Origin of the sequence: Acidovorax sp. Root217, from assembly GCF_001428645.1 — a bacterium.
GTDB lineage: Bacteria > Pseudomonadota > Gammaproteobacteria > Burkholderiales > Burkholderiaceae_C > Acidovorax.
Window position 1 is genome coordinate 693576 of sequence record NZ_LMIH01000012.1, and the last position, 20920, is coordinate 714495.

Annotated in this window: 21 protein-coding genes; 12 read left to right on the top strand and 9 right to left on the bottom strand. The window is 68.4% G+C overall.

Features of this window, described 5'->3' with window-relative positions; translation table 11 throughout:
• The first annotated feature begins 80 nt into the window (after positions 1-80).
• Complete coding sequence (locus ASE31_RS13200; RefSeq protein WP_057202067.1) at positions 81-518, top strand: group 1 truncated hemoglobin; 438 nt, start codon at positions 81-83, stop codon at positions 516-518.
• 11 nt (positions 519-529) lie between these two features.
• Positions 530-1264 (top strand): plastocyanin, encoded by a 735-nt coding sequence (locus tag ASE31_RS13205; RefSeq protein ID WP_235514439.1) that lies wholly within the window; start codon positions 530-532, stop codon positions 1262-1264.
• 10 nt (positions 1265-1274) lie between these two features.
• Here ASE31_RS13205 and ASE31_RS13210 read toward each other — a convergent pair whose 3' ends face one another.
• From ASE31_RS13210 to ASE31_RS13245, 8 genes are all read right to left on the bottom strand, one after another.
• Positions 1275-2201 (bottom strand): c-type cytochrome, encoded by a 927-nt coding sequence (locus tag ASE31_RS13210; protein WP_057202068.1) that lies wholly within the window; start codon positions 2199-2201, stop codon positions 1275-1277.
• Positions 2202-2385: 184 nt separating this feature from the next.
• Entirely contained in the window at positions 2386-3453 is a 1068-nt protein-coding gene (locus tag ASE31_RS13215; RefSeq protein WP_057202069.1) for an ABC transporter substrate-binding protein, read from the bottom strand.
• Between the two features lie 50 nt (positions 3454-3503).
• Positions 3504-4676, bottom strand: a complete 1173-nt coding sequence (locus ASE31_RS13220) for an FAD-binding oxidoreductase (protein WP_057202070.1) — start codon at positions 4674-4676, stop codon at positions 3504-3506.
• Positions 4673-6070: an FAD/NAD(P)-binding oxidoreductase gene (locus ASE31_RS13225; RefSeq protein ID WP_057202071.1), complete on the bottom strand. Its 1398-nt coding sequence runs from the start codon at positions 6068-6070 to the stop codon at positions 4673-4675. The genes ASE31_RS13220 and ASE31_RS13225 overlap by 4 nt, the downstream gene beginning before the upstream one ends.
• Positions 6067-6378 carry a (2Fe-2S)-binding protein gene (locus tag ASE31_RS13230; RefSeq protein ID WP_057202072.1) on the bottom strand — a complete coding sequence of 104 codons (312 nt, stop codon included), beginning with the start codon at positions 6376-6378 and terminating at the stop codon, positions 6067-6069. The genes ASE31_RS13225 and ASE31_RS13230 overlap by 4 nt, the downstream gene beginning before the upstream one ends.
• A 4-nt stretch (positions 6379-6382) precedes the next feature.
• A complete protein-coding gene (locus tag ASE31_RS13235; RefSeq protein WP_057202073.1) occupies positions 6383-7177 on the bottom strand; it encodes an ABC transporter permease in 795 nt (264 codons plus the stop codon).
• 28 nt (positions 7178-7205) lie between these two features.
• Positions 7206-8066, bottom strand: coding sequence for an ABC transporter permease (locus ASE31_RS13240; RefSeq protein WP_057202074.1), 861 nt, complete (start codon positions 8064-8066; stop codon positions 7206-7208).
• Positions 8063-9157, bottom strand: coding sequence for an ABC transporter ATP-binding protein (locus tag ASE31_RS13245; RefSeq protein ID WP_057202075.1), 1095 nt, complete (start codon positions 9155-9157; stop codon positions 8063-8065). Before ASE31_RS13245 ends, ASE31_RS13240 begins: the two co-directional genes overlap by 4 nt.
• A 249-nt stretch (positions 9158-9406) precedes the next feature.
• Between ASE31_RS13245 and ASE31_RS13250 the strand changes: the two genes are divergently transcribed.
• The 3 genes from ASE31_RS13250 to ASE31_RS13260 all read left to right on the top strand — a co-directional run bounded on the left by ASE31_RS13250 (position 9407) and on the right by ASE31_RS13260 (position 11277).
• Complete coding sequence (locus ASE31_RS13250; protein WP_057202076.1) at positions 9407-10267, top strand: IclR family transcriptional regulator; 861 nt, start codon at positions 9407-9409, stop codon at positions 10265-10267.
• Between the two features lie 92 nt (positions 10268-10359).
• Positions 10360-10755: an MAPEG family protein gene (locus ASE31_RS13255; RefSeq protein ID WP_057202077.1), complete on the top strand. Its 396-nt coding sequence runs from the start codon at positions 10360-10362 to the stop codon at positions 10753-10755.
• Between the two features lie 135 nt (positions 10756-10890).
• Positions 10891-11277, top strand: coding sequence for a TipAS antibiotic-recognition domain-containing protein (locus ASE31_RS13260; RefSeq protein WP_057202078.1), 387 nt, complete (start codon positions 10891-10893; stop codon positions 11275-11277).
• Here the strand turns inward: ASE31_RS13260 and ASE31_RS13265 are convergent.
• Positions 11272-12192 carry a LysR family transcriptional regulator gene (locus ASE31_RS13265; RefSeq protein WP_057202079.1) on the bottom strand — a complete coding sequence of 307 codons (921 nt, stop codon included), beginning with the start codon at positions 12190-12192 and terminating at the stop codon, positions 11272-11274. The genes ASE31_RS13260 and ASE31_RS13265 overlap by 6 nt on opposite strands.
• Before the next feature lie 195 nt (positions 12193-12387).
• Here ASE31_RS13265 and ASE31_RS13270 point away from each other — a divergent pair, with 195 nt between their 5' ends.
• The 7 genes from ASE31_RS13270 (at position 12388) to ASE31_RS13300 (ending at position 20756) form a co-directional block, all read left to right on the top strand.
• On the top strand, positions 12388-13923 hold the full coding sequence (locus ASE31_RS13270; protein WP_057202080.1) for an aldehyde dehydrogenase family protein: 1536 nt from the start codon (positions 12388-12390) through the stop codon (positions 13921-13923).
• Positions 13924-13955: 32 nt separating this feature from the next.
• Positions 13956-15131: an FAD-binding oxidoreductase gene (locus ASE31_RS13275; protein ID WP_057202081.1), complete on the top strand. Its 1176-nt coding sequence runs from the start codon at positions 13956-13958 to the stop codon at positions 15129-15131.
• An 80-nt stretch (positions 15132-15211) separates the two neighbouring features.
• On the top strand, positions 15212-16111 hold the full coding sequence (locus tag ASE31_RS13280; RefSeq protein WP_157412461.1) for an amino acid ABC transporter substrate-binding protein: 900 nt from the start codon (positions 15212-15214) through the stop codon (positions 16109-16111).
• Entirely contained in the window at positions 16108-17334 is a 1227-nt protein-coding gene (locus tag ASE31_RS13285; RefSeq protein WP_057202082.1) for a pyridoxal phosphate-dependent aminotransferase, read from the top strand. Before ASE31_RS13280 ends, ASE31_RS13285 begins: the two co-directional genes overlap by 4 nt.
• A gap of 50 nt (positions 17335-17384) precedes the next feature.
• The gene (locus tag ASE31_RS13290) at positions 17385-19082 is read left to right on the top strand and encodes a thiamine pyrophosphate-binding protein (RefSeq protein WP_057202083.1); all 1698 of its coding nucleotides are present in this window, start codon (positions 17385-17387) and stop codon (positions 19080-19082) included.
• 66 nt (positions 19083-19148) lie between these two features.
• Positions 19149-20417 carry a DNA polymerase IV gene (locus tag ASE31_RS13295; RefSeq protein WP_057202084.1) on the top strand — a complete coding sequence of 423 codons (1269 nt, stop codon included), beginning with the start codon at positions 19149-19151 and terminating at the stop codon, positions 20415-20417.
• Between the two features lie 75 nt (positions 20418-20492).
• Entirely contained in the window at positions 20493-20756 is a 264-nt protein-coding gene (locus ASE31_RS13300) for a hypothetical protein (RefSeq protein WP_057202555.1), read from the top strand.
• Positions 20757-20920: the final 164 nt, after the last annotated feature.

The following is a 20920-nucleotide window of genomic DNA, read 5'->3' on the forward strand; positions in this document are numbered from 1 at the left end:
CTTGGCCGCGCCAGTTTCGTGCTTCGCGGGTGGCGTGCAGCACATTTAACAACGGATACCTGGTAGTTTTGGAGACAGCCATGAAAAAGACCCTGATGGCCTTTGGCCTTGCCTTCGCCAGCCTGCTGGCAGCCCCCGCCCTGGCCCAGTCCGCAGCCCCCGCTGGCCTGTACCAGGCGCTGGGCGAAAAGCCCGGCATCACCCGGCTGGTGGATGACTTCGTGGACCGCGTAGTGAAAGACCCGCGCATCGGTGCCCATTTCAAGGACGTCAAGCCCGCAGCCCTCAAGGAGAGCCTGACCGACCAGTTCTGCCAGCTCAGCGGGGGGCCTTGCAAATATGAAGGCGCCGATATGAAATCGGCGCATGCGGACATGGACATCAACAAGGGCCATTTCCACGCACTGGTCGAAGTGCTGCAAGGCTCCATGGACGCGCAGGGTATTCCCTTCGCGCAGCAGAACCGCTTGCTGGCCTTGCTGGCACCCATGCACCGCGACGTGATCACCGTTCGCTGAGGAGGATGCCCATGATGACGAAAAGTGCGCTTCTCGCCTTTGCCGCCTTTGCTGCGGCCACTGGCGCCCTTGCCGGCAATGTGCAGATCCAGGTCCTGGACAGGGACGGCAAACCTGTGCCCGATGCCGTGGTGGTGGTCTACCCCCCGGTCGGTGCAGGTACCGCACCGACCCTCATGGCGCCCAGCCCGGTGATCGAGCAGGAAAAGATGCGCTTCGTGCCCGCCGTGACGGTGGTGGTGCCTGGCACCACGGTGCGTTTTACCAACCAGGACCGCTGGGACCACCATGTGCGCGGCAACTCCGCCACGCCCGTGGCCAGCGCGGCGCCAGGCGCCAGCGGCTTCGAATTGCGGCTGGCGGGCAAGGCCGATGGCAAGCCCGCCAACTTTGCCGACGCAAAGCTCGACGCTGCCGGCGTGGTGCTGTTGGGTTGCCACCTGCATGGTTCCATGCGCGGGCACATCTTCGTGACCGATTCGGCCTGGACGCTCAAGACCGACGACAACGGCATCGCCCGCTTTGCCAGCGTGCCGGAGGGCGCGGCCCAGGTGCGTGTGTGGCATGCCGAGCAACTGGTGGACCTGCCGCGCAAGGCCGTGCAGGTGCTGGCCACGCCGGTGCTCGACACGGTGCAACTGAGCGTGGTACCTCGCGTGCGCCGTGCGCCGCCTCCGTCCAGCGCACCGGGTGGCCCGATGGGCTCGTACAGCCAGGCGCAGCCGCCGGGGCAGCACACGCACTGACTGGATCCATTCACCGGTTCAATGCCACCTCGGCTGCGGGAGGTGGGGGCATGCTGCCATCGGCGGGCAGGGCCTGCAGGTAGGCATACAGGGCGCGCGCATCCACATCGCTGAGCTGGCCCAGCGATTCGAAGGGCATGACCTGGATCGGCGTGCCATCGGGCCGCTTGCCGTTGCGCAGCATGGCCACGAAGCTTGCCACCGTGGGGTAGCGGGCCATCGCGCTGTCCTTGCCGGGGCGGATGTCGGCGGCGGCCGGCCAGTCCGGCGGGCCGCCGGGGATCTTGCCGCCCGCCAGGCTGGCGCCGTGGCAGCCGATGCACATGTTCGCCACGTACTGTCCGTTGGCCACCGTCACGCCTGCGGGCACGGGGCGCGAGGGCGCCTGGTGGTGGTCGATGCGCGAGGCCGCGTCGGGAATCACGCCCAGGCCGTACAGCACCCAGGCGGGGCGCGGCAGCTCGATGGCAGCGGGCGTGCCCTCCTTGGCGGGCAACTGGCGCACATAGGACACCAGGGCGTTCAGGTCGTCGTTGGTCAGGCGGTTGTAGTCTTCGCTGGGCATCACCAGCAGCGGGCGGCCATTGGGCTTGACGCCGTGGCGGATGGCGCTGTTCCAGTCCTCGGGCTGGTAGCGCGCCACCACGCCGGCCGGCGTGATGTTGGGGCCGGCCAGCCGGGTGCCCTTGCCATCGTTGACGAACTCGCGGCCCGTGCCCTGCGCGCCATGGCAGTCGGTGCAGCCGCGTGAGGTGAACAGGTAGCGCCCGCGCTCGATGGTCTGCGCCTCGGTGGTGTAAGCCACGGGGCGCGGCTTGATGTCGATGTAGCGGTTGCGCTTTTGCTCGGCGAGGTACAGGCCGGTGGCGGCCGTGGCGGCAACCAGCACGCCCAGTGCCAGGGCGCTGCCAGCCGTCCATTTCATCCAGCGTTTCATGGTGGGGAAGCCTTGTAGGAATGAGCTCAGAAACTCGATGGAGCGGATTCTGAATTCCTGCAGGCTGTTTGGCGCATCGCGCGCCAGAGGTGTGGGCAGGCTGGGTGACTTTTGTCACGGATGCCCGGATCGCGTGGCCCCACCAGGTTGCCGCGCGACCAGGATCCCCTGCCGCAGTCGCCGATCAGCGCTCGATGTTCTTGTTCCAGCGCGCGTTCCAGGCGGGCCGGTTGGCGTTCACGCTGTCCCAGTCCAGCGTCACGGCATTCTTCATCCACTGGCTGATCTGGGCCACCTGCGCTGCCCCTTCGCCCACGGCCGGGGCCTTGGGGTTGGTGGGGATCTGCGCGCCGAACTGCAGCACGTTGGCCTGGGCCAGCGGGCTCAGCAGGAACTCGGCAAGCTTTTGCGCCAGCTCGGGTTCGCTGTTGTTGGCGATCACGCACTGGCCCACCATCAGCACCACCGAGCCTTCCTTGGGCTGCGCGTACTCCACCGGGATGCCCTTGGACTTGAGCGCGGCCACGGCTGTGGGGGTCAGCGGGAACATCGCGGCCTCGCCGGTCTGCACCATCTCGGAGATCTTGGCCGAGCTCGGGATGTACTCGAGCACGTTCGGGCCGATGGTCTTGGCCCAGTTGTTGAAGCCGGGCTCCACGTTCTTGTCGTTGCCGCCCTGAATGCGGTTGAACATCAGAAAGCCATGCAGCCCGAAGGACGAGGAGGGCATGGACTGGAACACCACCTTGCCCTTGTACTTGGGGTCGGCGAAGTCCATCCACGAGGTCGGTGGCGCCCAGCCCTTCTCGGTGAACATCTTGGTGTTGTAGGCGATGCCCGTCATGCCCAGGCTCACACCGCTGGCCAGGTCGTCCTTGAAGCGGGCGGCGGGGTAGATCTCATTGAGGTGGGGGTTGGGCCGCTGCTTCTGGCACAGGCCCATGCCCATGGCGCGCACCATGATGCCGTCGTCAAGAAACATCACGTGCATCTGCGGCCTGTCCTTGTTGGCCTGCGCCTTGGCCAGGATGTCCGAGGAGGTGCCCGGCACCACCACCACCTTGGCGCCATGCAGCTTCTCGAACGCGGGAAAGACGTACTGCGTGTACGCCTTCTCCATCGTGCCGCCGTTCATGCCGATGTACAGCGTTTTCGTCTGGGCGCTGGCCACGCCGCCGGCGGCCAGCGCGGCCGCTGCGGCGGCCGTGAGCAGCGCACGGCGCAGGATGGGGTTCTGGCGAGAGGAGGTCATGGGTCTTTCCTTTCAGATTGTTGGAAGGGTAGCGGTCGGGGAATCGGAACTCAATGGGCAGGTGCGGCCGCTGGCACACCTGCTGGGGAAAAGCGGTCGATGGCGAAGGCCTCGGTAGGTGTGCTGCTGCGGCCATCGCAGGCCAGGTCGGCCAGCACCTCGCCGGCCGCCGGGCCGATCTGGAAGCCTGCGCCGGCAAAGCCGAAGCCATGGAACAACCCGGGCGTGGTGCGGCTCTTGCCGAGCACGGGCTGGCGGTCGGGCAGGTAGCCTTCGGTGCCGCTCCAGGTGCGGATGAAATGCGCGTGCCTGAGCACCGGCAGCAGCTCGATGGCCTGCACCGCCAGCGCCGCGATGGCGCTGCGCTCCGAGCGTGCACGGTCCGCATCCAGGCCAATGCCCGAACCACCGCCCAGCACCAGGTTGCCGCGTGCCACCTGCCGGCAGTAGATGCTGCCGCCCTCCACACCCAGGCTCCAGTGCATGAAGAAGGGCAGGGGCTCGGTCACGGCCATGGCCGGGTGGCCCGACTGCAGCGGCACGGCCTCGCCGAACTGGGTGGCCAGCGGGCCCGACCACGCACCTGCGCAGTTGATGAGCATGGGCGCACGCACCGTGAGCGCGGAGCCCGAGCGCAGCACGAACTGCCGGCCGTCGTGCTCCACCTCGGTCAAGGGCGTGCGCTCGAAGATATGGGCGCCCGCGCGCCGGGCGGCCAGCGCGAACGCGGGGGACACCAGGCGCGGGTTGGCCTGCCCGTCCTCACGGCAGAGCGATCCACCCACGGCCTTGCCGCCCAGCCAGGGGCAGCGCTCGCGCAGCCCCTGGCCCGAGAGCAGCTCGATCCCGAGGCCGTAGTCGCGGCTCATGGCCTCGTAGCGCTCCAGCGCAGTCAGGTCGTCTTCGCTGCGCGCGATCTTGAAATGGCCGGTGCGCTGGTACTCGCCATCGGTGCCCAGCAGTTCGGGCAGGCGGCCCCAGATCTCGTGGGCGCGCTGCGCCAGGGGCAACTGGCTCAGGGGGCGGCCCTGGCGGCGCACGCCGCCGTAGTTCACGCCGCTGGAGCGCGAGCCGCACAGGTCGCGTTCGAGCAGCACCACGTCCACGCCCCGGCGGCGCAGTGCGAGTGCCGCCGAGGCGCCCACGATGCCGCCGCCGACGATGGCCACGTCGGTGTCCATCAGGCGCGGGTTGCTGGTCAGGTGGGGTGCGGCGGCGCTCATGCAGCGGCTCCGGTGTGCTGGCTGGCGGCCTGCAGGTGGATGGGAATCGGCTTGATCGGTGCCTGGCCACGCAGCCGGCCCACCAGTTCCACCGGCTTGCCGGTGGCGTGGGCCAGGATCTCCGCCGCTGCCACGCCGCAGCTGCGGCCCTGGCAGCGGCCCATGCCCACGCGGGTCAGCGCCTTCAGCCGGTTCATTTCGTCGGCGCCGGTCTCGCGCACGGTGTCGCGCAACTGGCCGGCCGTGACGTTCTCGCAGCGGCACACCACCAGCTCGTCAGGTGCCTGAGCGGCCCAGTCGGTGGGGAAGGGAAAGGCCCGCTCCAGCCCCTCGCGAAAGCGCGCCAAACGGGTGAGCTTGTCCTCGAGTTCCTGGGCGCGGGCGGTGTCCACGGACCCCCCCTGGTCGGCCAGCAAGGCCAGGGCGGCACGCTCGCCGGCCCACTCGGCCGCATCGGCACCCATGATGCCCGCGCCGTCGCCTGCCAGGTAGACCCCCGCCACGCTGGTGCGGCCGGCGCCATCGCGCTCGGGCAAATGGGCTCGCTGCAGGGGCGCCCAGGCAAAGCGGCAGCCCAGCAGGTCGGCCAGTTGGGTCTCGGAACGCAGGGCGTAGCCCAGGCCCACGGCATCGCAGGCCAGGGTGTGCTCGCGCGTACCTTCGCTCCATACCACGCCATCCACGCGTTCGTCACCCAGCACGCGCACGGGGCGCACGCCAGTATGGATGGGCACGCCATGCGCGCGCAGCCAGCCCACGTAGTACACGCCCTTGGCGAACACGGCGGGCTGGGTCAGCATGGCCGGCACGGCGGCCACCTGGTCGGCCAGGCGCGCAGTGTCGAGCACGGCTGCCACGGTGGTGCCGGCGCGTGCGTACTGGTAGGCCACCAGGTACAGCAGCGGCCCGGTGCCCATCAGCACCACCCGGCTGCCGATGGTGCAGCCCTGGAACTTGAGCGCCACCTGCGCCCCGCCCAGGCTGTAGACACCGGGCAGCGTCCAGCCCGGCACGGGCAGCACCCGGTCGGCCGCGCCGCTGGCCACGATGAGCTGGCGGTAGGGCACGCTGCGCGTGGTCTGCGTGGTGCCGTGCAGCACGTCGAGGAAACCGCCCTGGGCGTTCCAGACCAGGCTGTCGGGGTGGTAGTCGATCTGGTCCGCAATGCCGTCGAGCGCGGCATGCACGGCGGTGGCGCGCGCGGCTTCGGTGCCGTACAGGGCCGACGCCGGACGCTGGAAGTGCGCGGGTGGGCGCCGGTAGATCTGGCCGCCCCCACGCGCCGCTTCGTCGAGCAGCACGGGGCGCACGCCATGCGCGGCCAGGGTCTGCGCGGCGCGTATGCCGGCGGGGCCTGCGCCCACGATCACGGCCTGCAGGGTGGGGTTGCTCATGCCGCGCCTTCCCCGGTGCGCAGGGCCATGCCCGGCGCGATGAAGGTGGCGCAGGCGCGCAGGCGCTCGCCGCTGTCGGTCTGCACCCAGCAGTCCTGGCAGGCGCCCATCATGCAAAAGCCGGCGCGCGGCTCGTGGCTGAACTCGTTGTGGCGCAGACGCGCCTGCAAGGTGAGGATGGCGGTTAGCACGGTGTCGCCTTCGAGGGCGCTGGCCGGCTGGCCATCGAGCATGAAAGGCACGGCCTTGCGCGCGGTTTCGGCCACGCGGCGCAGCAGTGGCAATGCAGGGGAGGTCGTCGTGGCCATGGGCTTACTTGCGCCCCACCAGCACGCGGTCCAGGCCGTAGACGCGGTCCAGCAGCACCATGGCGAAGGCCGTCACGGCCACCATCAGGGCCGACACGGCAGCCATCAGCGGGTCGATGGATTCGGTGGCGTACATGTACATGCGCACCGGCAGCGTCACCGTGCTCGGCGAGGTGACGAAGATCGACATGGTCACCTCGTCGAAGCTGTTGATGAAGGCCAGCAGCCACCCGCCGGTGACTCCCGGCAGGATCATCGGCAGCGTGATGCGCGTGAACACCGTGGCCTGGCTGGCACCGAGCGAGAGTGCCGCGTGCTCGGCGCTGCGGTCGAACCCGACCAGCGCCGCCACCACCAGGCGCAGCGTGTAGGGCGTGACGATCAGCGCATGCGCCAGCACCAGCCAGCCGAAGCTGCCCGTGCCGCCCACCAGCGCGAACAGGCGCAGCAGGGCCACGCCCAGTACCAGGTGCGGAATGATCAGCGGCGAGAGGAACAGCCCGTTGAGAAAGCCGCGCCCAGGAAAATCGTAGCGCGTGATGGCAATGCCCGCAGGCACGGCCAGCACCGTGGCCAGCGTGGCCGATGCGAGCGCCAGCCACAGGCTGTTCCAGAACGACTGCACGAAGTCGGGGTGCTCGAACACCGCCCTGAACCAGCGCAGCGAGAACTCGGTGGTCGGCAGGGTCAGCGTGTTTTCGGGCGTGAAGGCCACCACGCACACGACCACCAGGGGCGCGAGCATGAAGGCGATGACGAGGGCGTTGAACGCCAGGGCGAGAGGGCCGTTCTTGTGCATGGTCAGATTTCCTGCGGGATCGTCATGGTCATCCCAACGCCTTCTTGTAGCGGCCTTCGACGAGGCGGTTGTAGCTCAGCATCACCACGAGGTTGGCCACCAGCAGGGTCAGGGCCACGGCCGCGCCCAGCGGCCAGTTGAGTTCGTGCAGGTACTCGTCGTAGACCACGGTGGCCACCATCTTCAGGCGCCGCCCGCCCAGCAGGCCGGGGATGGCGAACGAGCTGGCCGCCAGCCCGAACACGATCAGGCTGCCCGAGAGGATGCCCGGCAGCACCTGCGGCAGCACGATGCGGCGCAGTGTGGTGAAGGGCGATGCCTTGAGCGACAGCGCCGCGTTCTGCACCCCCGGGTCGAGCTTTTGCAGCGAGGTCCACACGGGGATCACCATGAAGGGCAGCATCACATGCACCAGCGCCACGATGACGGCGATCTCGGTGTAGAGCATCTTCACCGGGCCGATGCCGACGAGCTTGAGCGTGCCGTTGACCAGGCCCTCGGGCCCGAGCAGCATGCTCCAGCCGAAGGCCCGCACCACCACCGAGACCAGCAGCGGCGCCAGCACCACCAGCAGCAGCACCGAGCGCCAGGGGTTGCCCATGCGGCTCAGGATGTAGGCTTCGGGCGCGCCGATGGCGACGCAGATCACGGTGACCAGCGCCGAGATCCAGAAGGTGCGCCAGAAGATGGCGTGGTAGTACGAGTCGGTGAACACGTGGGCGTAGTGCTCCAGCGTGAACTCGCCGGCCTTCACGCCCGTCATCGGGTCGAAGGCATTGAACGACAGCACGGCCGTGAGCGCCAGCGGCACCAGCAGCAGGCAGGTGAACAGCACCAGCGCCGGGGCCGACAGCCACCAGGGCACGGCCTTGCGGGTGGCGCTGCTCATGGGGCCACCTCGGCCTCGGGTTCGGCCACGGCGACCTCGTCGGCGGGCAGCAGGCGCATGCAGTGGTCAGGCCAGTCCACACCTGTGCGATCGCCCTCGTTGAGCGCGTTGCGGCCGTCATTGGGCACCAGCACCATCAGGTTGCCCACGGGCGTGGCCACGCGGTACAGCCACTGGCTGCCCAGGAAGAAGCGTTCGCCCACCTCGCCGTCGAGCCGGCCCTGCACGGCGGGCACCAACTGCAGCTTCTCGGGCCGCACGCTGAGCAGCACGGCGGCGCCGGGTCGAAACTCCGGGCCCTCGACCTGCACCGCCAGCGAACCCACCGCCACATGGGTGCGTGCCGCGCCGCTGGCCGTGACCTTGCCTGGCAGCAGGTTGGCCTTGCCCACGAAGGTGGAAATGAAGCGCGTGCGCGGGTGCTCGTATACGCGGTGCGGGTGGTCGATCTGCGTGGCGCGGCCGGCCTCCATCACCACCACGCGGTCGCTGATGGACATGGCCTCGCTCTGGTCGTGCGTGACCATCACGGTGGTCGTGCCCACCTTGCGCTGGATCTGGCGCAGCTCGAACTGCATTTCCTCGCGCAGCTTGGCATCAAGGTTGGACAGGGGCTCGTCGAGCAGCAGCACCGGCGGCTCGATCACCAGCGCGCGCGCCAGCGCCACGCGCTGGCGCTGGCCGCCCGAGAGCTCGCGCGGGTAGCGCGTGGCATGGGCTTCCAGGTGCACCAGGCCCAGCGCCTGGGCCACGCGCTCCTTGCGCTCGGCCTTGGGCATCTTGCGCATCTCCAGGCCAAAGCTCACGTTGTCGGCCACCGTCATGTGCGGAAACAGGGCATAGCTCTGGAACACGATACCGAGGCCGCGCGTGTTGGCCTTGGCGTGCGTGATGTCGCGGCCGTCGAGTTCGATGCGGCCGTTGGTCACCGCCTCGAAGCCCGCCACCATCTGCAAGGTGGTGGTCTTGCCGCACCCCGAGGGGCCCAGCAGCGAGACGAACTCGCCTTTTTCCACCGAAAGGTTCATGGCCTGCACCGCGCAGGTGCTGCCATAGAACTTGGTCACGTCAGTGAGTTGAAGGAAGGACATGCACGGGCCTTTCTGGTCGCTGTTTCATCGCTGCGCGGCGGCGGTCCACCCGTGCCTGCCCCGTGTATGCACCGGTGCGGTGCGGGTTTCAGCGTTCTGTGGACTGTCTTGCGCTTTCGATTCAATGTATTGCAGTAATCAGGCCAGCTTGCATCGGGTATTCCATTAAACAGAATTTTTATTGAATTTATTCCGTTTAATGGAATATGATGCACTTCGAAAATGCCATCTATTCCACAGGAGCAGTGCATGGAACCAGCTTCGACCTCCACGGGCGGCGTGCCCCGCATGTTTGCCGTCATCCGCGCCCTGGCCGAGGTGCAGGCCGAGGGCGGGCGGGTCACCCAATTGGCGCGTGCCGTGGGCCTGACCCAGGGCACGACGCACCGTTTGCTGCAATCGCTGGTGGCCGAGGGCATGGCCGAGCAGGACGAGCGCAGCAAGCTCTACCGGCTGTCCACCGAGTTCTTCGCGCTGGCCGCCAAGGCCGGCAACCCGGGCGACCTGCGCAGCCTGTGCCGGCCTGCGCTGCTGCGCCTGAGCGCGAGCCTGGGCGACAGCATCTTCCTCTTGGTGCGCAGCGGGTTCGATGCGATCTGCCTGGACCGCAGCGAGGGGCCATTTCCCATCCGGTCATTCACGGGTGACATCGGCGGGCGCGTGGCACTGGGGGTGGGGCAGGGTGCCTTGTCCATCCTGGCCTTCCTGCCCGAGGCCGAGCGCGAGGAGGTGATCCGCTTCAATCTCTCGCGGGTGCGCGAGTACGGCGTGTACGACGAGGTCTACCTGCGCACCGAGATCGAGCGCGTGCGCCAGACGGGCTATGCCGCCCGCAACACCGGCCTGCTCGAAGGCATGGCCGGCGTGGGTGTGCCCGTGCTCGACCGCGAGGGCCGCGCCGTGGCCGCGCTCAGCGTGGGCACCATCTCGGCTCGCCTCAATGAGGACCGCCTGCCCACCGTGGTGGAGCTGCTCAAGCGCGAGGCGGCGGCCATAGGGCCGCGCATCCATCCCTTCGATGCCACCTTGCGCCGCCCCGCGCAAAGCCTGGCGGGGCAGCAGCCCGAGCAGCGCCTGGTGCCCGGCGGCGTGCCGGCCTCGCCGAACTGAGTCCGGCAGCGGCGGGGGCGTATGCTGCGGGCTCCTGCCCTGTCCAGGTGCGATGGATGCGGCGCTTTCCACCACCCTTGTCCCAGGCTGCCATGAACCCCATCCTCACCCTCGTCGTGTACTTTGCCATCATCACCTGGCTGCTGGTGGTCGTGGCCAGCCTGATCCGAGCCCGCGCCTGGACGCCCTCGGGCCTGCTGCTGGCCTTCGGCAACCGCGATCATCTGGCCGATCCGGGGGCCTTTGCCGGCCGCGCCGAGCGCACTGCGCGCAACAGCTTCGACAACCTCGTGTTCTTTGCCATCCTGGGCCTGGCGGCCACTGCCAGCAACCGCACCGGCAGCCAGGTGGTGCTGGGCGCCCAGGTGTTCTTCTGGGCGCGCATGGCCTACATCCCGGTGTACTACATCGGCATTCCGTATGTCCGCACGGCGACCTGGGCCGTGAGCATTGCCGGGCTGGCGATGATGGCGGCGGCCTTGCTGTAGTTCGCCCGCAACGTGCGCGTTGCGAATGGTGGGCGGCGGTGACGCCCGGCACAGCGGGTGGCATGGATCTGCCACCGCAGCACGGTGCACGGCCTACATTCGGTGCTCATTCCTCTACGGCCAAGTGCCGCACCCATGACCACACTGCACGACGCCAGCCCCGAATACCTCCAGCAATGCCGCAACGCGCAAGCCGCTGAACAAGCCGCCTCGCTGGCCGCCACCAACCAGTGGGCCCATGTCGACAAGGCCCGGGCGCACCAGGATTTCCAGCGTTTCTATGAGGAACTGGCGCCGCTGATCGACAGCGCCGAGCCTTTTGCGCCGGCCATCCAGGCCCTCATGGCGCGGCACCATGCCATTGCGTCACGCTTCTATGCGCCGTCGCGCGAGGCCTATATCGGCACGGCACTGTTCTATGCCGACAACCCCGACATGAAGGCTTTTCACAATGCCTACCACCCGCGCATGGTGGCGTTTCTCGGCGAGGCCATCCACGCCTACGCGCACAGCCATCTATAGGGTGGGGCGGGCGGCAGTGGCAATGCCTGCACACTGCGCCAGCAGCCAGTCCCTGAAGGCCTTGACCAGCGGCGTCTGCGCGCGCGCCTCGGGGTAGACGAGGTAGTAGGCCTCACTGCTGGTGAGCACGTCGGTGGACAGGGCCACAAGTGCCCCCGAAGCAAGCTCGCCTTCGATCAGAAAGCGCGGCAGCAGCGCCGCGCCCAGGCCCGACACCGCCGCCTGCGCGATCATCGAGAACTGCTCGTAGCGCGGGCCACGCAGCGCCTGCGGGGTGGGGGCGCCCAGGCGCTCGAACCATTCCGTCCATTGCGTGGGCCGGGTGTTCTGCTGCAGCAGCACGGCGCCTGCCAGGTCGGCCGGCGTGCGCAGGCCTTGCTGGGCGCGGTAGTGGGGGCTGCACACGGGCAGCACCTCCTCGTGCATCAGGTACTCGCACACGGCGCCGGCCCAATGCGGTGCGCCGAAGTGGATGGCCGCGTCCATCGGCTCCTGCGCGAAGTCGAAGGGCTCGGAGCGCGCCGAGAAGTTCACCGTGGCATCGGGGTACAGCGCCATGAAGCCCGACAGCCGCGGAATCAGCCAGCGTGTGCCCAGCGTGGGCAGCACCGCCAGGTTGAGCAGGCCGCCCGCGCTCGAAAACGCCATGGCCTTCTGCGTGGCGGCCGACAGCTGCTGCAGCAGGGCGCGCACGTCGGCGGCGTACACTCGCCCGGCATCGGTCAGCACCACGCGCTGGCGCACGCGGTGGAACAGGGCCATGCCCAATTGCTCCTCCAGCTGGCGTATTTGGCGCGATACCGCGCTCTGCGTGAGGTGCAGTTCCTCGGCCGCGCGCGAGACGCTGGTATGGCGCGCTGCCGCCTCGAAGGCCAGCAGGTCTGCCACGGGCGGCAAAAAGGTCTTGCGAAACATGGCTGTTCATGCTCCTGGAGAATGAATATCAGGGTTTACACCGCTGGCGCACCGTCATGGTGCTCTGTTTATCCCGGAAATGGGCATGTATTGAAGAGACTTGATTCTATTTGCGAATCAAGTTGTTCCAATTTTTTGCTATCCGCGACCCGTCGATTGGGCGATATTGGGCGCATTGATTTTTGGAATGCTGCCGTGTCCGCACCCTCTGCTGTCTCCCACTCCCTCGTGACCGATGTCGATGCACTGCTGCAGCGCCTGGGCGTGCCGCGTGCCGCCTACACCGGCGGCGACCTGCCGGTGCGCTCGCCCATCACCGGCGAGGCCACCGGTGCCGTGCACGAGGTGTCGGCTGCCGACGCCACCGCCGCCATCGCCCGCGCGCAGACGGCCTTCCTGGCCTGGCGCAACGTGCCGGCCCCGCGCCGCGGCGAACTCGTGCGCCTGCTGGGCGAGGAACTGCGCGCCGCCAAGGACGACCTGGGCCTGCTCGTCACGCTGGAGGCTGGCAAGATCCCCTCCGAAGGCCTGGGCGAGGTGCAGGAGATGATCGACATCTGCGACTTCGCCGTCGGCCTGTCGCGCCAGCTCTACGGCCTGACCATCGCCACCGAGCGCCCCGGCCACCGCATGATGGAAACCTGGCACCCGCTGGGCGTGTGCGGCGTGATCTCGGCCTTCAACTTCCCCGTGGCCGTGTGGTCGTGGAACGCGGCCCTGGCCCTGGTCTGCGGCGACTCCGTGGTGTGGAAGCCGTCCGAGAAGACGCCCCTCACCGCCCTGGCCACGCATGCCATCGCCCAGCGCGCACTGGCCCGCTTCGGCGATGCGCCCGAGGGCCTGCTGGAGCTGCTGATCGGCCAGCGCGCCATCGGCGAGGTGCTGGTGGACGATGCGCGCGTGGCCGTGCTCTCGGCCACCGGCTCCACCGCCATGGGGCGTGCCGTCGGCCCGCGCCTGGCCGCGCGCTTTGCCCGCGCCATCCTGGAGCTCGGTGGCAACAACGCCGCCATCGTCGCCCCTTCCGCCGACCTGGACCTGGCGCTGCGCGGCATCGCCTTCGCCGCCATGGGCACGGCCGGCCAGCGCTGCACCACGCTGCGCCGCCTGTTCGTGCACGACAGCATCTACGACACCCTGGTGCCTCAGCTCGCCAAGGTGTATGGCAACGTGCAGGTGGGCGACCCTCGCGCCACCGGCACCCTGGTCGGCCCGCTGATCGACCGCGGCGCCTACGACGGCATGCAGAAGGCGCTGGACGAAGCCCGCGAGCTGGGCGCCAAGGTGCATGGCGGCGAGCGCGTGCAGGGCGTGGCCGGCAGCGATGCCTACTATGTGCGCCCCGCGCTGGTGGAACTGCAAAAGCACGAAGGCCCGGCCCTGCACGAGACCTTCGCGCCCATCCTCTACGTGGTGCGCTACGGCACGCTCGATGAAGCCATTGCCTGGAACAATGCCGTGGGTGCCGGGCTGTCGTCCTCGATCTTCACGCTCAACGTGCGCGAGGCCGAGCAGTTCATGTCGGCTGCGGGCTCGGACTGCGGCATCGCCAACGTCAACATCGGCCCGAGCGGCGCCGAGATCGGCGGCGCCTTCGGCGGCGAGAAGGAAACCGGTGGTGGCCGCGAAGCCGGCTCCGACAGCTGGAAGGCCTACATGCGCCGCGCCACCAACACCGTCAACTACTCCACCGCACTGCCGCTGGCGCAGGGCGTGAAGTTCGACGTCTGAGCACAGCGCTAACGTTCGGGAGCACCACGGGCATGCCCATCGTGATCATCGGCGGCGGCGTCATCGGCAGCGCCATCGCCTACGAACTGACGCGCCAGCAGCCGGGCTGCGAGGTCGTGGTGGTGGAGCGGGATCCGACGTACGCACGCGCCTCGTCGGCGTTGTCGGCCAGCTCCATCCGCCAGCAGTTCTCCACCGACATCAACGTCCTGATCTCTGCCTATGGCATCGGCTTTCTGCGCAATGTGGGCACGCTGCTGGCTTGCAATGGCGATGTGCCCGACGTCGGCCTGCACGAGGGCGGCTACCTGTACCTGGCCACTGCGGCTGGCGAAGCCACGCTGCGCGACAACCACATACTGCAAAAGCGCCATGGCGCCGATGTGGCGCTGCTCGGCCCGGATGAACTGGCCGAGCGCTTCCCCTGGCTGGCGTTGCAGGACGTGGTGCTGGGCTCGCTCGGCCTGTCGGGCGAGGGCTGGTTCGACGGCTACCTGCTGCTGACCGCGCTGCGCAAGAAGGCTCAGAGCCAGGGCGTGCGCTACATCGCCGACGAGGCCGTGGGCTTTGCCATGGCCGCCAGCGATGGCGTGCAGCACGTGACCGCCGTCCGGCTGCAAAGCGGTGCCTCACTGCCCTGCAGCCATGCCGTCAATGCGGGCGGTCCCTGGGCTGCCGCCATCGCAGGCTGGGCGGGCATTGCCTTGCCCGTGGTGGGCAAGCGCCGCACCGTGTTCCATCTCTCCAGTCCGGCCCAACTGCCGCGCTGCCCGTTGCTCATCGACACCAGCGGCATCTGGCTGCGGCCCGAGGGCCAAGGCTTCATTGCCGGGTTTGCACCGCCCGCCGAGCAGGACGCCGACTTCGCCCCGCTGGAGCCCGAATACCACGCCTTCGAGGAGCATGTCTGGCCCACGCTGGCAGAACGCATCCCGGGCTTCGAGGCACTGCGCATGCAGGGCGCCTGGGCCGGCTACTACGAGATGAACACCTTCGACCACAACGCCATCGTAGGCCTCTCCCCTGCCTGCGACAACCTGGTGTTCGCCAACGGCTTTTCGGGCCACGGCCTGCAGCAGTGCCCTGCCGTGGGGCGGGGCGTGGCCGAGCTGTTGCTCACAGGCGGCTACCAGATTCTGGACCTGTCGCCCCTGTCCATCACGCGCATCGCCGAGAACCGGCCGCTGCTGGAGAAGAACGTCATCTGAATCGGAGCAACGCCGCATTCGTGTGGCACGCCCCCACCGCTTTCCCAACGCCATCCACAACAACCACCGGAGACAACGACATGGCTTTTTCCCCCAACCGCAAAATGATGGCCGTGGCCCTGGCCGCACTGCTGTGCGCCGCAGGTGCCAGCGCCCAGACCACGCTCGAGAAGATCAAGGCCAGCGGCAAGGTCGTGCTCGGGGTGCGCGAAACCTCGCCTCCCATGGCCTACGCGCTGGGCGCCAACGAAAAATACTTGGGCTACCACGTCGAGCTGTGCGAGCGCGTGCTCAAGGAGATCGTGCCCGACGCCAAGCTCGAGTACATGGCCGTGACGGCTCAGAACACGCTGCCGCTGGTGCAGAACGGCACGCTGGACATCGGCTGCGGCCCGACCACCAACAACACCGCGCGCCAGCAGCAGGTGGCCTTTGCGGTGACCACCTATGTGAGCGAAGTGCGCATGGCGGTGCGCAAGGACTCGGACCTCAAGTCCGTCAGCCAGCTCGCGGGCCGCACCATTGCCGCGTCCACCGGCACCACGGCCGTGCAGTTGCTGCGCAAGCAGGAACGCGCCCTGGGCGGTGCGTCCGTCAAGACCGTGCTGGGCAAGGACCACCACGAAAGCTTTTTGCTGCTCGAATCCGGCCGCGCCGATGCCTTCGTGCTCGACGACAACCTGCTGGCCGGGATGATCGCCAACGCCAAGGACCCATCGGCCTACCGCATCGTGGGCGAACCGCTGGGCGCCGAGCCGATTGCGCTGCTGTTCCGCAAGGATGACCCCAGCTTCAAGGCCGCGGTGGACGGCGTGCTCACCAAACTCATGCAGAGCGGTGAGATGGAAAAGATCTACACCAAGTGGTTCATGAACCCTATCCCGCCCAAGAACGTGGCCCTGAACCTGCCGCTGGGCACCACGCTGCGCCAGCTGTTCGCCGCCCCCAACGACAAGCCCCTGGAGTCCTACCAGCAATGAACGCCGCCATCCCCGCCACGGCCTTTCGCGCGGCCGACCGCATCAGCGCCATCGGCGTGTCGGACATCGTGCGCATCACCCAGGCCGCCAACGAGCTCAAGCGCCAGGGCCAGCCCGTGATCGTGCTGGGCCTGGGCGAGCCGGACTTCGATACGCCGATCCACATCCAGGAGGCCGCGCAGCAGGCCATGGCGCGGGGCGACACGCACTACACGGTGCTGGACGGCACGCCCGCACTCAAGGCGGCCATAGCGCTCAAGTTCCGCCGCGACAACGCCCTGGAGTTCGCCGCCAACGAGATCACCGTGGGCGCGGGTGCCAAGCAGGTCATCTACAACGCGCTGATGGCTAGCCTGAACCCCGGCGATGAGGTGATCCTGGCCGCACCCTACTGGACGTCGTACGCCGACATGGTGCTGATCGCGGGTGGCGTGCCCGTGGTGGTGCCGTGCAGCGAGGCCAATGGCTTTCGCATCACGGCCGAACAGCTCGAAGCAGCGATCACGCCGCGCACCCGATGGGTGTTCATCAACTCTCCCTCCAACCCCAGCGGCACGGCCTACAGCGCCGAGCAACTGCGGCCCATCCTGGAGGTGGTGCTGCGCCACCCGCAGGTCTGGGTGCTGGCGGACGACATCTATGAGCACATCCTTTACGATGGCCATGCGTTTGCCACGCCGGCGGTGGTGATGCCCGCGCTGCGCGAGCGCACGCTCACCGTGAACGGCGTTTCCAAGTCGTATGCCATGACGGGCTGGCGCATCGGCTACGGCGCGGGCCCGCGTGCACTGATTGCGGCCATGGCCGTGGTGCAGAGCCAGGCCACCTCGTGCGCCTCGTCCATCAGCCAGGCAGCGGCCGTGGCGGCCCTGACCGGGCCGCAGGACATCGTGGCCGAGCGCTGCCGCGAGTTCCAGGCGCGGCGCGACCTGGTGGTGGCCGCGCTCAACGCTTCGCCCGGGCTGCGCTGCCGCGTGCCCGAAGGCGCGTTCTACACCTTCGCCAGCTGCGAAGGCGTGCTGGGCCGCACCACGCCGGGCGGCGCCACGCTGCGCACCGATGCGGATTTTTGCGACTACCTGCTGCGCGAGTTCCACGTGGCGGTGGTCCCTGGCAGCGTGCTGGGACTGGCGCCGTACTTCCGGATCTCGTACGCTGCGTCCATGGCCGACCTGCAGGAAGCCTGCGCGCGCATCCGCCGTGCGTGCGATGCGCTGCGCTGACGGTTTGCCGATTTCTTTTTTGTTTGTTTCTCTCGTTCCGGAACCCTGACATGACCACGCCCTCCACCTCCAGCACCGCCGCCAGCCGCACGGGCGGCCAGATCCTGGTCCAGCAGCTCATCACCCATGGCGTGAAGCAACTCTTCTGCGTGCCCGGTGAAAGCTACCTGGCCGTGCTGGATGCGCTGCACGACGCCGACATCGCCGTCACCGTCTGCCGCCAGGAGGGGGGCGCGGCCATGATGGCCGAGGCCCAGGGCAAGCTCACGGGCCAGCCCGGCATCTGCTTCGTCACGCGGGGGCCGGGGGCCACCAATGCCTCGGCTGGCGTGCACATCGCGCACCAGGACTCCACGCCGTTGATTCTGTTCGTGGGCCAGGTGGCGCGGGGGGCGCTGGGGCGCGAGGCCTTCCAGGAGCTGGACTACAGCGCCGTCTTTGGCACCATGGCCAAGTGGGTGGTGCAGATCGACGACCCGGCGCGCGTGCCCGAACTCATTTCGCGCGCCTTCCACGTTGCCACCTCGGGCCGGCCCGGCCCCGTGGTGGTGGCTCTGCCCGAAGACATGTTGACCGAGGCAGCGGTGGTGGCGGATGCGCTGCCCTACCAGGTGGCCGAAACCCACCCCGGCGCCACGCAGATGGCCGAGCTGGCCGAGCGCCTGGGCAAGGCCAAGCAGCCCGTGGCCATTCTGGGCGGCAGCCGCTGGTCCGAGCAGGCCGTGCGCGAGTTCACAGCCTTTGCCGAGGCCTGGTCGCTGCCCGTGTACTGCTCGTTCCGCCGGCAGATGCTGTTTCCGGCCAACCACGCCTGCTACGGCGGCGACCTGGGCCTGGGGGTGAACCCCAAGCTGCTGGCGCGCATCCGCGCGTCCGACCTGGTGCTGGTGGTCGGCGGGCGCCTGTCCGAAGTGCCCTCCCAGGGCTATGAGTTGTTCGCCATTCCCAACCCCGTGCAGCCCATCGTGCACGTGCATGCCGACGCCGATGAACTGGGCCGGCTCTACCGTCCCGCGCAACCGATCCATGCCACGCCCCAGGCCTTCACTGCGGCGCTGGCCACGGTACGCCCCACGGCCGCCGTGCCCTGGCAGGCCCATGCCGAGGCCGCCCATGCCGAGTACCTTGCCTGGAGCGATACCACCCCCATCCGCATCCCCGGCGAGCTGCAGATGGGCCAGGTGATGCAGCACCTCAAGGAGGTGCTGCCAGCCGACACCATCTTCTGCAACGGCGCAGGCAACTTCGCGACCTGGATCCACCGCTTCTGGCCCTTCACCACCTTTGCCAGCCAGCTGGCGCCCACCAGCGGCTCCATGGGCTACGGCCTGCCGGCCGGCGTGGGCGGCAAACGCCTGTGGCCGCAGCGCGAGGTGGTGATCTTCGCGGGCGACGGCGATTTCCTGATGCACGGCCAGGAGTTCGCCACCGCCGTGCAGTACGGCCTGCCGATCATCGTGGTGCTGCTGGACAACGCCATGTACGGCACCATCCGCATGCACCAGGAGCGCGAGTACCCGGGCCGCGTGAGTGCGACTGCCCTGAAGAACCCCGATTTCAAGGCCTATGCCCAGGCCTTCGGCGGCCATGGTGAGCGTGTCACGACCACCGAGGAATTCGCCCCGGCCCTGGCCCGTGCGCGCGCCAGCGGCCTGCCCAGCGTGCTGCACTGCCTGATCGATCCCGAGGCCATCACGCCCACGGGCACGCTGCAGGGGATGCGCAACGCGGCACTCGCCAAGAAGTAATTCCGCTGCCCCAACCCTGTTGTCGGCTGGGCGGCTGACAGCAGGGTGGCGGCCCTTTTGCGCACAATGGAGGCCGTGACCTCCCCACTGCCCGACGAACCTTCCGCGCCGCGCCTGCGCCGCATCGCGCACCTGGACATGGATGCCTTCTTCGCCTCCGTGGAGCTGCTGCGCTACCCGCAGCTCAAGGGCCTGGCCGTGGTGATCGGCGGCGGGCGTCGCAAGGTGGACGAACTGCTGCACCAGACGCCCGACGGCGAAGGCCTGCGCGAGCCGCATTTCATCCCGGTGGCCGACTTTCCCCTGCTCAAGGACTATGTGGGCCGCGGCGTCATCACCACGGCGACCTACGCGGCGCGGCAGTTCGGCGTGGGCTCGGCCATGGGCATGATGAAGGCGGCCAAACTCTGCCCCCAGGCCATCGTGCTACCCGTCGATTTCGACGAGGTGCGCCGCTTCTCGCGCCTGTTCAAGAGCACCATCACCGACATCGCGCCCGTGATGCAGGACCGGGGCGTGGACGAGGTGTACATCGACTTCACCGACGTGCCCGGCGGCCAGCGCGAAGGAGGCCGGGTGCTGGCCCGGCTGATCCAGAAGAGCATCTTCGACGTGACGGGGCTGACCTGCTCCATCGGGGTGGCGCCCAACCGGCTCTTGGCCAAGATGGCCAGCGAGTTCAACAAGCCCAACGGCATCTCCATCGTCTATGAGAACGACCTTGAGACGAAGATCTGGCCGCTCAACGTGCGCAAGATCAACGGCATCGGCCCCAAGGCCGGCGAGAAGCTCGCGACCCTGGGCATACAGATCATTGGCCAGCTCGCCGCGCAGGACCCGCAATGGCTCATCGAGCGCTTCGGCAAGTCGAGCGGCGCCTGGATGCACCGCGTAGCCTGGGGCCGCGACGACAGCCCCGTGGTCACCGAGAGCGAGCCCGTGAGCATGAGCCGCGAGACCACCTTCGACCGCGACCTGCACGCCGTGCGCGACAAGGCCGAGCTCGGCCGCATTTTCACCGACCTGTGCGAACGCGTGGCCGGAGACCTGCAGCGCAAGGGCTATGTGGGCAAGACCATCGGCATCAAGCTGCGCTACGACGACTTCAAGATCGCCACGCGCGACCAGACGCTGGACCGCTACACCCAGGACGCGGCCACCATCCGCCGCACGGCCGGCCTGTGCCTCAAGCGGGTGCCGCTGGACCAGAAGCTGCGTTTGCTGGGCGTGCGCGTGGGCACGCTGGAGCGGGTAGGCGAGGTGCCCGACGGCCCGCTCGAACCACGCGCCCCCCGGGTGCGCGAGGCCGACCCGCACACCCGACCGCTGTTCTGAGGGCCGACGGGCGGGGGGGCTTGACGAAGTCTTACGTCAAACTTACATTGATCATTCCTCTGGCGGGAGATGGTCATGACGCTCAACGAGCTCCAGCGCATCAAGCAGTGGCATGTGGAACACCGGGTGGAGCATCCGCTGGAATACCACCTGTGGGATCTGGTGCTCACGCTCTGGCTCATGGGCTGGGTGGGCTGGCTACCCGCCTGTGCCTTTGGCGAGGCCTGGGCCATGCCCCTGTGTTTTGCCGGAACCCTGTTGCCCAGCCTGTATGTGGCGTGGCGAACCCGCGCGCACCGCCTGCACCGATTGCGGTGCGATTGGCTCGGCAATGGATAGGGCTACTGTAAGGCGACGCAATGACGCTAGCGCTCTGCCAAGGCTGGTATCGGCGTTCCATCGCGCTATCGCACATGGCGTATGCAACTGGCACGACTCAGGCCAGTGCCCCCGTGCAAGGGCCGCCCCGCCGCACTGGGGGCGTCCCCCTCCCAGATTGCGAA

Coding starts and splice junctions, on each gene's coding strand:
- ASE31_RS13200 (WP_057202067.1), top strand. CDS start 81: ATGAAAAAGACCCTGATGGCCTTTGGCCTTGCCTTCGCCAGCCTGCTG.
- ASE31_RS13205 (WP_235514439.1), top strand. CDS start 530: ATGATGACGAAAAGTGCGCTTCTCGCCTTTGCCGCCTTTGCTGCGGCC.
- ASE31_RS13210 (WP_057202068.1), bottom strand. CDS start 2,201: ATGAAACGCTGGATGAAATGGACGGCTGGCAGCGCCCTGGCACTGGGC.
- ASE31_RS13215 (WP_057202069.1), bottom strand. CDS start 3,453: ATGACCTCCTCTCGCCAGAACCCCATCCTGCGCCGTGCGCTGCTCACG.
- ASE31_RS13220 (WP_057202070.1), bottom strand. CDS start 4,676: ATGAGCGCCGCCGCACCCCACCTGACCAGCAACCCGCGCCTGATGGAC.
- ASE31_RS13225 (WP_057202071.1), bottom strand. CDS start 6,070: ATGAGCAACCCCACCCTGCAGGCCGTGATCGTGGGCGCAGGCCCCGCC.
- ASE31_RS13230 (WP_057202072.1), bottom strand. CDS start 6,378: ATGGCCACGACGACCTCCCCTGCATTGCCACTGCTGCGCCGCGTGGCC.
- ASE31_RS13235 (WP_057202073.1), bottom strand. CDS start 7,177: ATGCACAAGAACGGCCCTCTCGCCCTGGCGTTCAACGCCCTCGTCATC.
- ASE31_RS13240 (WP_057202074.1), bottom strand. CDS start 8,066: ATGAGCAGCGCCACCCGCAAGGCCGTGCCCTGGTGGCTGTCGGCCCCG.
- ASE31_RS13245 (WP_057202075.1), bottom strand. CDS start 9,157: ATGTCCTTCCTTCAACTCACTGACGTGACCAAGTTCTATGGCAGCACC.
- ASE31_RS13250 (WP_057202076.1), top strand. CDS start 9,407: ATGGAACCAGCTTCGACCTCCACGGGCGGCGTGCCCCGCATGTTTGCC.
- ASE31_RS13255 (WP_057202077.1), top strand. CDS start 10,360: ATGAACCCCATCCTCACCCTCGTCGTGTACTTTGCCATCATCACCTGG.
- ASE31_RS13260 (WP_057202078.1), top strand. CDS start 10,891: ATGACCACACTGCACGACGCCAGCCCCGAATACCTCCAGCAATGCCGC.
- ASE31_RS13265 (WP_057202079.1), bottom strand. CDS start 12,192: ATGTTTCGCAAGACCTTTTTGCCGCCCGTGGCAGACCTGCTGGCCTTC.
- ASE31_RS13275 (WP_057202081.1), top strand. CDS start 13,956: ATGCCCATCGTGATCATCGGCGGCGGCGTCATCGGCAGCGCCATCGCC.
- ASE31_RS13280 (WP_157412461.1), top strand. CDS start 15,212: ATGGCTTTTTCCCCCAACCGCAAAATGATGGCCGTGGCCCTGGCCGCA.
- ASE31_RS13285 (WP_057202082.1), top strand. CDS start 16,108: ATGAACGCCGCCATCCCCGCCACGGCCTTTCGCGCGGCCGACCGCATC.
- ASE31_RS13290 (WP_057202083.1), top strand. CDS start 17,385: ATGACCACGCCCTCCACCTCCAGCACCGCCGCCAGCCGCACGGGCGGC.
- ASE31_RS13295 (WP_057202084.1), top strand. CDS start 19,149: ATGGAGGCCGTGACCTCCCCACTGCCCGACGAACCTTCCGCGCCGCGC.
- ASE31_RS13300 (WP_057202555.1), top strand. CDS start 20,493: ATGACGCTCAACGAGCTCCAGCGCATCAAGCAGTGGCATGTGGAACAC.